The 13,012-nt window shown below is 63.0% G+C and carries 12 protein-coding genes and 2 riboswitches; of the genes, 9 read left to right on the top strand and 3 right to left on the bottom strand.

Annotation, left to right across the window (positions count from 1 at the left end):
• Positions 1 to 13: 13 nt before the first annotated feature.
• Genes EPZ47_RS10570 through EPZ47_RS10580 form a run of 3 tightly spaced genes read right to left on the bottom strand, consistent with a single transcriptional unit; the run spans position 14 to position 1,310 of the window.
• Positions 14 to 418 (bottom strand): cobalamin biosynthesis protein, encoded by a 405-nt coding sequence (locus EPZ47_RS10570; RefSeq protein ID WP_135844713.1) that lies wholly within the window; start codon positions 416 to 418, stop codon positions 14 to 16.
• A complete protein-coding gene (locus EPZ47_RS10575; protein ID WP_135844714.1) occupies positions 415 to 1,110 on the bottom strand; it encodes a CbtA family protein in 696 nt (231 codons plus the stop codon). The genes EPZ47_RS10570 and EPZ47_RS10575 overlap by 4 nt, the downstream gene beginning before the upstream one ends.
• Before the next feature lie 11 nt (positions 1,111 to 1,121).
• On the bottom strand, positions 1,122 to 1,310 hold the full coding sequence (locus EPZ47_RS10580) for a CbtB domain-containing protein (RefSeq protein ID WP_025214547.1): 189 nt from the start codon (positions 1,308 to 1,310) through the stop codon (positions 1,122 to 1,124).
• Positions 1,311 to 1,411: 101 nt separating this feature from the next.
• Positions 1,412 to 1,634: riboswitch (cobalamin riboswitch) on the bottom strand.
• Positions 1,635 to 1,851: 217 nt separating this feature from the next.
• Positions 1,852 to 2,066: riboswitch (cobalamin riboswitch) on the top strand.
• A gap of 97 nt (positions 2,067 to 2,163) precedes the next feature.
• On the opposite strand from EPZ47_RS10580, the gene cobW reads away from it, so the two are divergent.
• The 9 genes from cobW to EPZ47_RS10630 all read left to right on the top strand — a co-directional run bounded on the left by cobW (position 2,164) and on the right by EPZ47_RS10630 (position 12,988).
• Complete coding sequence (gene cobW, locus EPZ47_RS10585) at positions 2,164 to 3,228, top strand: cobalamin biosynthesis protein CobW (protein ID WP_135844715.1); 1,065 nt, start codon at positions 2,164 to 2,166, stop codon at positions 3,226 to 3,228.
• Between the two features lie 3 nt (positions 3,229 to 3,231).
• The gene (cobN, locus tag EPZ47_RS10590; RefSeq protein ID WP_135844716.1) at positions 3,232 to 6,993 is read left to right on the top strand and encodes a cobaltochelatase subunit CobN; all 3,762 of its coding nucleotides are present in this window, start codon (positions 3,232 to 3,234) and stop codon (positions 6,991 to 6,993) included.
• Between the two features lie 173 nt (positions 6,994 to 7,166).
• Positions 7,167 to 8,168: a magnesium chelatase ATPase subunit I gene (locus EPZ47_RS10595; protein ID WP_135844717.1), complete on the top strand. Its 1,002-nt coding sequence runs from the start codon at positions 7,167 to 7,169 to the stop codon at positions 8,166 to 8,168.
• Positions 8,169 to 8,269: 101 nt separating this feature from the next.
• Complete coding sequence (locus EPZ47_RS10600) at positions 8,270 to 8,824, top strand: vWA domain-containing protein (RefSeq protein WP_135847970.1); 555 nt, start codon at positions 8,270 to 8,272, stop codon at positions 8,822 to 8,824.
• A 205-nt stretch (positions 8,825 to 9,029) separates the two neighbouring features.
• Complete coding sequence (locus EPZ47_RS10605; RefSeq protein ID WP_135844718.1) at positions 9,030 to 10,676, top strand: phospholipase D-like domain-containing protein; 1,647 nt, start codon at positions 9,030 to 9,032, stop codon at positions 10,674 to 10,676.
• Between the two features lie 66 nt (positions 10,677 to 10,742).
• A complete protein-coding gene (locus tag EPZ47_RS10610; protein ID WP_135844719.1) occupies positions 10,743 to 10,991 on the top strand; it encodes a type II toxin-antitoxin system Phd/YefM family antitoxin in 249 nt (82 codons plus the stop codon).
• Complete coding sequence (locus EPZ47_RS10615; protein ID WP_135844720.1) at positions 10,981 to 11,265, top strand: type II toxin-antitoxin system RelE family toxin; 285 nt, start codon at positions 10,981 to 10,983, stop codon at positions 11,263 to 11,265. Before EPZ47_RS10610 ends, EPZ47_RS10615 begins: the two co-directional genes overlap by 11 nt.
• Positions 11,266 to 11,391: 126 nt before the next feature.
• Positions 11,392 to 11,715 (top strand): YdcA family protein, encoded by a 324-nt coding sequence (locus EPZ47_RS10620; protein ID WP_420825048.1) that lies wholly within the window; start codon positions 11,392 to 11,394, stop codon positions 11,713 to 11,715.
• 424 nt (positions 11,716 to 12,139) lie between these two features.
• The gene (locus EPZ47_RS10630; protein WP_135844722.1) at positions 12,140 to 12,988 is read left to right on the top strand and encodes a transporter substrate-binding domain-containing protein; all 849 of its coding nucleotides are present in this window, start codon (positions 12,140 to 12,142) and stop codon (positions 12,986 to 12,988) included.
• Positions 12,989 to 13,012 lie beyond the last annotated feature (24 nt).

Here is a 13,012-nt window from a genome sequence, read left to right on the forward strand (position 1 = left end):
GGATTATCGGGATTTACAAGGCGAGCGCCAATGCCAAGGTGCTCATGGGACCGCTCAGGCGAGGAATCAGCAGCGTTGCAGGCGTCGTGCCCAGCTTGTCGGCCAGGGCCAGGGCGGCACTTTCGGCGACGCCGTAGCAACCCGTGCGTTCGAAAGCGATCTCGGAGCGGTGACTGAGCCGCTCCCGATAATCGGCCAACTGCTCGGCGCTGAAGCAAGTCAGCGGCAGCGCCAGTTGTTCGGCCAGTTCCAGCAGGCCCGGTTCGTCACGCTTGAGGTCGATACTGGCCAGGGCCCGCACCTGATCAAGCGCAATACCGTGGGCCAGCAACGCCTGATCGAGCAATGCCCGTAACGTGCTGGCCAGGCAGCCGCGCTGGCAGCCGAGGCCGACCACCAGGATCGGCCCGCTGTTCATGCGTCGTGCTGGGCTTGACCGTCACGGCGAAACAGCCAGGCGCTGATCAGGCCGAGGGCCAGCCAGAACGCGACGTTGGTCACTTGCGAGGCGATCTTGAATTGGCTTTCCAGCGCTTCGGGCGCCAGCATCGAGTGAACTTCCGGCTGCGGTGCGCCGATGACATGAGGCACCAGCAACGTCGCCACGCCCAGCAGCTTGAGCAGCCAATGTCTGCCGAAGGCGATCAGGGCGATGCCCACCGCCGTGGACGCTGCGGTGCCAATCCACCACATCTGCCGCTGGGCCAGGTCGGCTGCTGCGGTGCCGGGCAGTTCCGGTGGCAGGCCGAGGGTCGGCGCCAGAACGAAAGTGGCATAACCGGCCAGGCCCCAAAGCAGGCCCTGGGAGGTGCGAGTCGGTGCGCGCAAGGTGTACAGGCCCGCCAGCATCAGGGCGAAACCCACCGCCACCACCAGGTTACCGCCGGTGGTAGACAGCACGCGCTGCCAGCCATCCTCCGGTTCCCAGGCCTCGGCATCATGGGTGTGAGCGGCTCCATTGGCGTGCTCATGAACCTCGGCGGCCGGGGCTTTCTCATAGGTTTCGGCTTGCAGAATCAGCGGCGACACCCAGAAACTTTGCAGGAGGGTCAGCAGCAGGGCGGCCAGCAAGCCGCTGAAACCGGCGGTCTGCGCGATACGCTTGATCATGTCGTCAGGTCTCAATGGCACGGGAAGGCGGCGCTGTGGCGGGTGTCGTGGGCCGCGTTGTGTACGGCTTCGATGTGGGAGAAACCGGCGAAATAGACCAGGCCGGCGCCCAGGATCGAGGCGAAGATCGCAGCGCTCAGGCGTTGGCTCAAGGTGGTGGTGCTGCTGGCGGTGCGGGCGGTGCTGCTGATGGTCGACATGGCGCTTCCCTCTGTTCTTGTTCAGTGGGTGATTCGAGCGCAATGAAACCCCGGGCGCAAGCCCGCCAAGGTTCGAACAGCGCCCGCCCACCGCGGGTTTGTTGATGCTTGAGTCATGGGCCGGTCTCCGGGCTTGCGAGGGGCCGGGCTTGTGCCTGGCCTGCAAGCGTCACCTTCCCATGTCGACAGACACAGTGGTTCAGACGCTTCGCTCGCTTACCGTTGCGGGGGCAGCACCGGACTGACGTGGCCTTGAAGTAAAGCACACGATTCACCGGTTTCCCGTTTCACCCTGTGAAGGGCACCCGTAACTAGGCGCACAGGAGAGCATGGGCGAGGGCGGGGCGTCAATTGGCATGGGGTTTCAGGCTGGCACCGAGTCGCGCCCAATCGCGAGCAAGCTCGCTCCCACAGGGAACTTGTGGTGATCGTTATTTCTATGTACGCCAGCAACCAACGTGGGAGCGAGCTTGCTCGCGATGACGGTGGCAAGGCCACCACAGAACTTACCTGCGGACATTGACCCGCCCCCACACCCTGCGTAGCCTTGCGCCTTCGAGGTTCTTCGGCACGTGTCGAAGCTAAGAAGGGAACGCGGTCCAAGCCGCGGCTGCCCCCGCAACTGTGAACGGTGCTGTTTCTGCAAGGCCACTGTGCATGCCCTTTTTCACCGGGCGCACGGGAAGGCGCAGTCATTGCCAGTCGAATGACTGGCCCACCGTCAGCCAGGAGACCTGCCTCGAGACAGATTCTCACTACAACCGGGCGGGGTGATCCGGTGGCGAAATCTTCCGCGCATGCCTTGCCTGCGGTTGTCGTCCCGTTTGCCCGCCACTTTGCCAAGGGGCATCGGATGAAAACACTGGCCAAACTTCCCGTCACCATCGTCACCGGTTTCCTCGGCTCGGGTAAAACCACCTTGCTGCGGCACATGCTCGACAACGCCCAGGGCCGCCGCATCGCGGTGATCGTCAACGAGTTCGGCGAGCTGGGCATCGACGGCGAGATCCTCAAGCAGTGCTCCATCGGTTGCACCGAAGAAGAAGCCAACGGCCGCGTCTACGAACTGGCCAACGGTTGCCTGTGCTGCACGGTGCAGGAAGAGTTCTTCCCGGTGATGCGCGAGCTGGTGGCCCGACGTGGCGACCTCGACCACATCCTCATCGAAACCTCCGGCCTGGCCTTGCCCAAGCCGCTGGTCCAGGCCTTCCAATGGCCGGAAATCCGCAGCGCATGCACTGTCGATGCGGTGATTACCGTGGTCGACAGCCCAGCCGTGGCCGCCGGCACCTTCGCTGCCTTCCCTGACCAGGTCGATGCCCAGCGCAAACTCGACCCGAACCTGGACCACGAATCACCGCTGCACGAGCTGTTCGCCGATCAACTGGCCAGCGCCGACCTGGTGATCCTCAACAAAGCCGACCTGATCAGCCCGGAAGACCTGGCGAAAGTGCGCCTGGAAGTGGCCGAAGAGTTGCCGCCGGCGGTCAAGGTCATCGAAGCCAGCAGCGGTCGCCTGCCACTGGAGGTGTTGATCGGCCTGGGCGCTGGCTCCGAAGAACACATCGACGGCCGCCACAGTCATCACGATCATCACCATGACGGTGATGAAGACGACCACGATCACGACGCTTTCGATTCGATTTCCATCGAGTTGCCCCAGGCCGACGAGAGCCTGCTGCTGGACGCGCTGACGCAATTGGTGGTCCAGCACGGCGTGCTGCGGGTCAAGGGTTTCGCGGCGATCCCGAACAAGCCGATGCGCCTGCTGATCCAGGGTGTTGGCACGCGTTTCGACAAGCATTTCGACCGCCAGTGGGGCGCCGATGAAGCGCGGGTTACCCGTCTGGTGCTGATCGGCCAGGCGCTCGATGCCGGGCTGCTTGAAGCGCAGTTGCGCGCCGCCCTCAGCGCCTAAGCCATGCACCTGCTCAGGACCCAGCCCGGCGGCTTTGTGTCGGATGACAACATTGCCGACCTGGGACAAACCCCCGCCGAACTGGTGATCCTGTGCAGCGGCGACTCCAGCCTGGCGCTGCTGGCCGAAGCCGCAAAGCAGTTGCCAGACGACTATCCGGAATTTCGCCTGGCCAACCCGATGCAGGTGCAAAACCACGCTTCGGTGGATCTGTACTTCGAAGACGTGCTGCGGCACGCCAAGGTCATCCTGTTGTCGCTGCACGGTGGCATTGGCTATTGGCGCTACGGCATCGAGCGCCTGATGGAGCTGGCCGGGCGCGGGGTGAAGCTGATCCTGGTGCCGGGGGACGATCGTCCGGACCCGGAGCTCAGCGACTTGAGCAACGTGCCTTTAGAGGGCCGCGACCGGCTCTGGCAGTTCTTGCGCCAGGGCGGGCTGGGCAATGCCCTGGACTTGTTTCACAACTTGGGCAGCCAATGGTTCGGCCGCGATTATCCCTGGCGTGAGCCGCAAACTCTGCCGCGCACGGCGATCTACCACCCTCGAAAAACCAGCGCCAGCCTCGGCGATTGGCAAGCCGACTGGCAGGCCGATCGACCGGTGGCGGCGGTGCTGTTCTATCGCTCCCACCTGCAAGCGGCGAACACCGCGTTCATCGACGTGTTCTGCCAGCGCCTGCAAGTGGCGGGGCTCAATCCACTGCCGATTGCCGTGGCCAGCCTCAAGGAGCCCGGTTGCCTGGCATGGGTGGAAGATTGGTTGGATGAGGTCGAAGCCGGGGTGATCCTCAATACCACCGGTTTCGCCCAATCCAGCCCCGAAGCGCCGCATCTGCGACCGTTTCGTCGCAACATCCCGGTGATCCAGGCGATCTGCGCCCAGGACAACGAACCCGGCTGGCGCGCCAGCGAGCAGGGCCTGGGCCCGCGGGACCTGGCGATGCACATTGCCTTGCCGGAACTGGACGGGCGGATCATCAGCCGGCCCATCAGTTTCAAGGACCTGGCCTGGCGCAGCGAGCGCAGCCAGAGCGATGTGGTCTGTTACCGGGCCGTGCCCGAACGCATGGATTTTGTCGCCGAACTGGCCCGGCGCTGGACCACCCTGGCGCGCCTGCCCAACGCCGAAAAGCGCGTGGCGCTGATCCTCGCCAACTACCCGACCCGGGACGGGCGAATCGGCAATGGGGTCGGCCTGGACACCCCGGCGGCGGCGCTGAATATCCTGCGGGCCATGCAGGCCGAGGGTTATCCGCTGCCGGCCGAACTGCCTGAGAGCGGTACTGCGCTGATTCAGCAATTGCTCGGCGGGGTCAGCAACGACCTGGACAGCCTCGACGTGCGACCCTGTCACCAAAGCCTGGCCCTCGACGCTTACCAGGCCATGTTCGACGCATTGCCCGAGGCCAATCGCCAGGCAGTGCTGCAGCGTTGGGGCTCGCCCGAGAAAGACCCAATGTTCCGCGAAGGGCGCCTGATGGTCGCCGGCCTGCGCCTGGGCCTGACCTTCGTCGGTATCCAGCCGGCCCGTGGTTATCAAGTCGATCCGAGTGGGGTCTACCACGACCCGGACCTGGTGCCGCCCCACGGCTATCTGGCGTTTTATTTCTGGTTGCGCCACACCTACGGCGTCCACGGGGTGATCCACGTCGGCAAGCACGGCAACCTCGAATGGCTGCCGGGCAAGGGCGTCGGGCTCTCGGAGAATTGCTGGCCCGATGCGCTGCTGGGGCCGCTGCCGAATATCTATCCGTTCATCGTCAACGACCCTGGGGAGGGCGCCCAGGCCAAGCGTCGGACCCAGGCGGTGATCATCGACCACTTGATGCCACCGCTGACCCGGGCCGAAACCTACGGACCGCTGCGTAACCTAGAGTTGTTGGCCGACGAATATTACGAGGCGCAATTGCTCGACCCGCGCCGCGCCCGGGAACTGCAGCGGGACATTCTCAACCTGGTGCGCGAGACGCACATCGACCGCGAGTTGCAACTGGACGACGACGCTGACGCTGCAACTTGGCTGCCGCGGCTGGACACCTATCTGTGTGATTTGAAGGAGTCGCAGATTCGCGATGGCCTGCACATTTTTGGCGAGTCGCCCAGCGGACGGCTGCGTATCGACACCTTGCTGGCGTTGCTGCGCATTCCCCGTGGCGATGGCAAGGGCGCGCAGTCGAGCCTGCTGCGGGCGCTGGCCAAGGCGTTCGGGCTGGGTTTCGATCCGCTGGATTGTGCCTTGGCCGAGCCTTGGACTGGCGACTGTCCCGAGGCGTTGCGCCGGACCAGCGCCGAACCTTGGCGAACCGCTGGCGATACCCGCGAGCGCCTGGAGTTGTTTGCTGCGCAGTTGATCGAGCAAGCGCTAAACGGTGAAGTGCCGCAACTCGACGCACCGGGCTGGGAGGTGGTGAGCAGCATCATCGCGAGCCTGCGCGGCGTCGTGGCCCCGCGCCTGGACGCCTGCGGCCCGGCGGAAATGCGCGGCTTGCTCGATGCCTTGAGCGGGCGCTTCGTGCCGGCCGGCCCCAGCGGCGCGCCGAGTCGAGGACGCCTGGATGTGTTGCCCACCGGGCGCAATTTCTTCTCGGTGGATGTGCGCAACCTGCCGACCACCACGGCGTGGCGCATCGGTTTCCAGTCGGCGAACCTGATTCTTGAACGGCATTTGCAGGACCACGGCGATCACCTGCGTCAGCTCGGCCTGTCGGTGTGGGGCACCGCGACCATGCGCACCGGTGGCGACGACATCGCCCAGGCCATGGCGCTGATGGGTGTGCGCCCGGTGTGGGCCACGGGCAGCCAGCGGGTCGATGATTTCGAGATTCTGCCCTTGAGCCTGCTGGACCGGCCTCGGGTCGATGTCACGCTGCGGGTCTCCGGGTTCTTCCGTGACGCCTTCGCCAACCTGATCCGCCTGTTCGATGCGGCGGTGCAGGCGGTTGCTGCCCTTGATGAGCCGGACGACATGAACCCCTTGGCGGCCAAGGTGCTTAGCGAGCGCGAAGCCTTGCTGGCGTCGGGCCTTGAGCCGGAGGTTGCGGCCCGACAGGCCGGCTGGCGGATCTTCGGCGCCAAACCCGGTGCCTATGGCGCCGGCGTGCAGGGCGCGATTGATGGTCGCTTGTGGCAGAGCCGCGAGGATTTGGCCGAGGTGTACCTGAACTGGGGCGGCTACGCTTACGGCGCCAGCGATGAAGGCAGCGCCGCCCGCGATCAGTTCTCCCGGCGCTTGAGCCAGGTGCAAGCGGTGTTGCAGAACCAGGACAACCGCGAGCACGACCTGCTCGATTCCAACGATTACTACCAGTTTCAGGGCGGTATGCTGGCGGCGGTAGAGACCCTCAGCGGTGCGGCAGCGGCCAGTTACCATGGCGATCACAGCCAGCCGGATCTGCCGAAGATCCGCACCTTGAAAGAAGAGCTCAACCGCGTCATCCGTTCCCGCGCGGCGAATCCGAAGTGGATCGACGGGGTCAAGCGTCACGGCTATAAAGGCGCGTTCGAACTGGCGGCGACAGTGGACAACCTGTTCGCGTTCGACGCCACCACCCGGTTGATCGACGATCACCAATACGCTTTGCTGGCTGATGCGTACCTGCTCGACCCGGACACCCGGGATTTCGTCCGCCAGCACAACCCCGACGCCCTGCGGGACATGACCGAGCGCATGCTCGAAGCGCAGCAGCGCGGAATGTGGCAGGAGCCGGGCGAGTATCGCCAGGCCCTGGAGAATTTGTTGTTGGACATAGAAGAAGACAGCTGACATGAGGATGACAGACGCGCAGTTGTGGCGAGAGAGCTTGCTCCCGCTCGGCTGCGCAGCAGTCGTCATTCTGAAACAACACTGGGACCTCAGATTCTGGGGGCCGCTTCGCGCCCCAGCGGGAGCAAGCTCCCTCGCCACAGGGAACCTCGCACATTTCATGAGACATCAACATGACCGACACCCCCCATTTCCCGCTCTCCGCCGTGGTCGGCGCCGATGACTTGAAACTCGCCCTGTGCCTGGCCGCCATCGATCCGAAAATCGGCGGCGTGCTGATCGAAGGTCCGCGGGGCATGGCCAAGTCCACGTTGGCCCGGGGCCTGGCGGATCTGCTGGCCAGTGGTCAGTTCGTCACCTTGCCCCTCGGTGCCACCGAAGAGCGGCTGGTGGGGACTCTCGATCTGGACGCAGCTTTGGGAGAAGGGCGTGCGCAGTTCTCCCCGGGCGTGCTGGCCAAGGCCGACGGCGGCGTGTTGTACGTCGATGAAGTGAACCTGCTGCCCGATCATCTGGTGGACCTGCTGCTCGATGTGGCCGCCAGCGGCACCAACCTGATCGAGCGCGACGGCATTTCCCACCGGCACCCGGCGCGTTTTGTGTTGATCGGCACCATGAACCCGGAAGAAGGCGAACTGCGTCCGCAGTTGCTTGACCGTTTCGGCCTGAACGTGGCCCTCGACGGTCACACCGCCCCCGCCGAGCGCGGGCAGATCATTCGACGCCGGTTGGATTTCGACAATGACCCGGTGCGGTTCTGCGCAGAGTGGGAGATGGCCCAGCAGCAACTGCGCGAACGTTGCCAGGAGGCGCGCAACCGCTTGGCCGCGATTGCCCTGGATGATGCGGCACTGGCGCAGATTACCGAACGCTGTTTTGCCGCCGGGGTCGATGGCTTGCGCGCCGATCTGGTCTGGCTAAGGGCAGCCCGGGCCCATGCCGCCTGGCGTGGGGCGCAGGCTATCGCCGCTGAAGACATCGATGCAGTCGCCGAGTTTGCCTTGCGTCACCGTCGACGTGGGCATTCGGCACCGACACCGTCCCAGGCGCCGCAAACACCTGCAAATGCAACGGCTCAGCCCAACGAAGGCCAGGGCCAGTGGGGTGATTTGCCGGCCCAGGCATTGCCCACGGGGGCCCGGCGTGAAGTGCCGAGCTGGCCAAAAAAGCCCTAGGCATTCGCCCCCGTTCACCGGCGGGGGCGAATGCCAGACCCCGTGCCGGACGACTCGACCAAGGCCGTCAGGGCCGGAGCAAAGCGGCGGTCAGCGGTGTGGTGAACTGGCCGGGCACGTTACTCAATGGCCGTCCGCGCCTGCATGAAGACCTGCGTTTTCACGGTCGCCACCGCTCGTCCCATGAGCTGTGGCTGGTCATCGTCGATGCCTCGGCCTCGACCCGTCGGCATCGAGCCCTCTGCGATGGCAAAGGCCTGCTGGCGCAATTGTTCGATGACGCCTACCGACAACGCGCTCGGGTGGCACTGCTGACGGCCAGCGGCACGGTGCCGAACTGGCAGGTGCAGGGGCTCAAGGCCTCGGCCGGCCTGCGGGACTGGCTCGATGGGCTGGGCGCCGGTGGTGGTACGCCGTTGCTGGCGGCGCTGAGCGAGGCCGGACGCTGGCTGTCGGCCCGGCGCAAGCGTTTCCCAGCGGAGCAGCAGCGGGTGTTGCTGATGACCGATGGACGAGTGAAAGAAGGGCTGGCACTGCCCTCCATGGATTGCCCGTGCCTGTTGATCGACATCGAGCGCGGCCCGATTCGCCTGGGCCGGGCCCGGCAGTTGGCGGGGCAGTTGGGGGCTGAGTATCGGCATATTGATGAGGTGTGATGGGCTTGAGTGTGAGGTGCCTGGTCGGACGCCTTCGCGAGCAAGCCCGCTCCCACACGGGTTCTGCGGTGTTCAAGCATTATCTGTTCACAACGATCAGATGTGGGAGCGGGCTTGCTCGCGAAGGCATCCCATCGGTCCCGGACTTGTCCCCTTAACCCGGATCACTGCTCTATGCTCAGGCAGTCCATCACAGGAGTGAACCATGCGCGTACTCGCCACCAACCCCCAGGACGATTTTCGGGTCAAGGCCTATGCCGGCACCAACGGCGTGCTGCTCGCCATGGACCTGGCCGAATCCCGGCGCAAGGGCTTGCTGGGTTTTGCCATCGAGAAGCAGCAGGGCGATAGACCCTGGCTGTTCCTGTTCAACAGCCTGACCTTCCCCGACAAGGCCCACACATTCCCCCAGTTCCACGCCACGCCTAGCGACAAGGCACCGTTGCAAAAATTTCGCTGGGCCGACTACGCCGTCAACCCTGGCGTGACAATGCACTACCGCGTGCACCTGGCCTACGGCAGCCCCGATGCGCCGCAGTTGGGGGAGGCCCTGGAAATCACGATCACCAGCGACGACGGGCAGCCGGCCAATCAACGGGTGATCTTCAATCGTGCCGTGGCCGCCAGTCAGGCGTTCCAGCGCAAGTTTCCCGAAGTGGACGCGTTGATCAGTGCCAACAAAAAACTTTCCATCGATGACTGGCCCGACGCCCCGCGCCGCTGGCTGGAAAATGGCTTATTGGGACGTTTGACCGGTTTCATCGACCGGGCCCTGGATGCCAACTGGGCCTTGGATGTCGCCATCTACGAATACGAACTGCCGGTGATCGTCGACGCGGTCAACGCCGCTCATGCTCGCGGGGCACGGGTCCGAGTGCTTTACCACGCCGAACCAGGCGATGACACCACGCAACGCAACGAAGCCAACCTCGAAAAACTGCCAGCGGCCAACAAGCGTGGGCGGGTCACTCACAACATTTTTCATGACAAGTTCATCGTGCTGAGCAAGGTCGGTGGCGGCGGTGCGCTACAACCCGAAGCGGTGCTGTGCGGCAGCACCAACTTCACCGCCAACGGCGTCTACCGCCAGGCCAACGTTGTCCACGTGCTGGATGATCCACGGGTCAGCGACAGTTACCGCCAGGTGTTTGAACAGATCTGGGCCGAACCCCAGGACGTCGATGCCACTCGTCAGTGGCTGACCCGGAACAACCCAATGGCTCCGGACGAGCCATTGTTCGCCGGGTTTTCGCCGCGTACGGGAGGAGGCGACCTGGACCGCTTCGTCGAGATCATCAATGGCGCGCGAAAGGACCTGCTATTCGTCACGGCATTCGTCTTGCCTGACCGAATTCTCGATGCCTTGCTCGGTCAACCCAATGATGAAGTGCTGCGCTATGGCCTGCAAAACACCACCAGCCGCATCACCGGCTTCCATGCCGACCGCACCGCCGAATTCGCCGCCACCGCACTGCTCAACACCGGCCTGGAAGGCTGGCTCAGGGAAAACATGAAAGGCCAGAAGGGCAACCTGCTGGTGCACACCAAAGCCATCGTCACCGACTTCACCAGCGACACGCCGACGATCATCAGCGGTAGCCACAACCTGAGTGCCGCGGCCAGCAGTGGCAACGACGAGAACTACCTGATCATCCAGGACAACACCGACCTGGCCGACCGCTACGGCCTGGAACTGTTGCGTTTCTATGAACACTATCGCTTCCGCTATTTCGCGAAAAAACTCGCGCTCAAGCAGGTCAAACCCCTGGCGGTGGACGACAGTTGGAGCGATGACTATTACCGCGAGGGGGATTTGCGGATGCTGTCCAGGGTGAGGTTTTGCGGGCGCTGAGCGGTGGCAAGAGATGTTTTAGAGTGCTACTTTTAGCTCCATTAAGAGTGCTTAAGGACTTATCTCATGACACATATCGTGCTTTCTCAAGTGGTAGCCAGCATTTCCGAACTCAAGAAAAATCCAATGGGCACCGTTGCTGCTGGTGGAGGATTATCTGTAGCGATCCTCAACCGGAACGAGCCGGCTTTCTATTGTGTTCCTGCCAAGGAATACGAAGCCATGATGGACCGGCTTGAGGACATGGAGTTGGTTGCTCTTTGTCGCGAGCGAGAGAATGATTCAACGATCAAGGTTTCTCTCGATGACTTATGAGTTGGAATTTTCCGACAAAGCATGGAAGGAGTGGCAAAAGCTGGGTGCAACTTTAAGGGCACAGTTCAAGAAAAAGCTGGAGGAGCGGCTTGAGAACCCACATGTCCAGGCGGACCGTCTACACGGACTGGGCAATGCCTATAAGATTAAGTTGCGTAATGCAGGGTACCGACTGGTCTACCGCGTGGTAGACGATCTGCTGGTCGTTACGGTGATTGGCGTTGGTAAGCGTGAGCGTGGCCAGGTTTATGACGAGGCGGCTGCCAAGCGGTAAGTCGTCTGTTTTCCGATACAGGAATTTAAGCCGAGAGCGGCTTGCGGACGTTAGGTGCAGCAGTTATCCGGTGATAGCATAGGGCTACCTATCAGCCAGGAAGCTGTCATGAGTCTCTGCCACGGAATGTCCGGTTTACTGCGCACCAGTGTCGCAATCCTGTTGTTGGCCATGGGTACTTCGGCCGTTGCCGCCAATCAACCGTGTTCCGGACGCAAGGGTGGGATTGCCGGGTGTGATGGCGATACCTTCCTGTGTAACGACGGCTCCATCAGCGCTTCGAAGAGGTCCTGTTCTGCGGTGCTGGGGCTGCGCAATGAGGCTCGACCGCAGTCGTTGCTCAAATCCTCTGACGGTTGCCAATGCGGCACTGGCAATTATTGCGTCGGGCCCCGGGGCGGGGTGTATTGCCTCACGCCTGGCGGTAGTAAGAGTTACAAGCGCAAGTAGGCCGCATACCTTTCAATAACACCACCGAACATAATGTGGGAGCGGGCTTGCTCGCGAAGGCGGCGTTACATTCAACTTCTTGGTTGACTGACACGCCGCCTTCGCGAGCAAGCCGCTCCCACAGGCACTCATTCACAACGCCAATTCTGCGTTTAGCGCACGTCCGTTTCGTTTCGGTGCAGTGCCACCCGGTGCAGCTCCGGTTTGGGGCCTTGTTACCCGTGCGTCGTGGCCAACGGTAGCAACAGCATTTGCACGCGGACGCCGCCGTCCGCAGGTCTGTTTCCCCATCCCCCTGATTTCCTTCACTTTCCATTTTCCTCACCCATGGCCCTCAAGCCTATGGCACACTTTCTGCTGTCTATTCCGTTGTTACATACTTAGTTCCGGTATAGCGGAATAAACTTACCCTGGAGTGCTTGCCATGCAACGCCGACCTTCCTTGTTCAAAGCGTGTGTTTTTCTCTTCGCGGCCACGACGGCTGCCATGGGTGTCGCTCAGGCGGCCGACAGCAAGCTGGACAGCGTGCTGCAACGGGGGAAATTGATCGTGGGCACGGGCAGTACCAATGCGCCGTGGCACTTCCAGGGAGCGGATGGCAAGTTGCAGGGGTTTGATATCGACATCGCGCGGATGGTCGCCAAGGGCCTGTTCAATGACCCGGAGAAAGTCGAGTTTGTGGTGCAGTCTTCCGACGCGCGGATTCCCAACCTGCTGACCGACAAGGTCGACATGAGCTGCCAGTTCATCACCGTTACCGCCAGCCGTGCCCAGCAAGTGGCCTTTACCTTGCCGTACTACCGTGAAGGGGTGGGCCTGCTGCTGCCAAACAACAGCAAGTACAAGGAAATCGAAGACCTCAAGGCCGCCGGCGACGGTGTCACCGTGGCCGTGCTGCAGAACGTCTATGCCGAAGAACTGGTGCACCAGGCGCTGCCCAAGGCCAAGGTCGACCAGTACGACAGCGTCGACCTGATGTATCAGGCGGTGAACTCTGGTCGTGCCGATGCCGCCGCCACCGACCAGTCCTCGGTCAAGTACCTGATGGTGCAGAACCCTGGTCGCTATCGCAGCCCGGCCTACGCCTGGAGCCCGCAAACCTATGCCTGCGCGGTCAAGCGCGGCGACCAGGACTGGCTGAACTTCGTCAACACCACCTTGCATGAAGCCATGACCGGGGTGGAGTTCCCCACCTATGCGGCGTCGTTCAAGCAGTGGTTCGGTGTAGATCTGCCGTCGCCGGCGATCGGCTTCCCCGTTGAATTCAAATGACCCTGTGAGCCCGGGGCGCCGTTT

The sequence above is a fragment of the Pseudomonas viciae genome, assembly GCF_004786035.1.
Taxonomy (GTDB): domain Bacteria; phylum Pseudomonadota; class Gammaproteobacteria; order Pseudomonadales; family Pseudomonadaceae; genus Aquipseudomonas; species Aquipseudomonas viciae.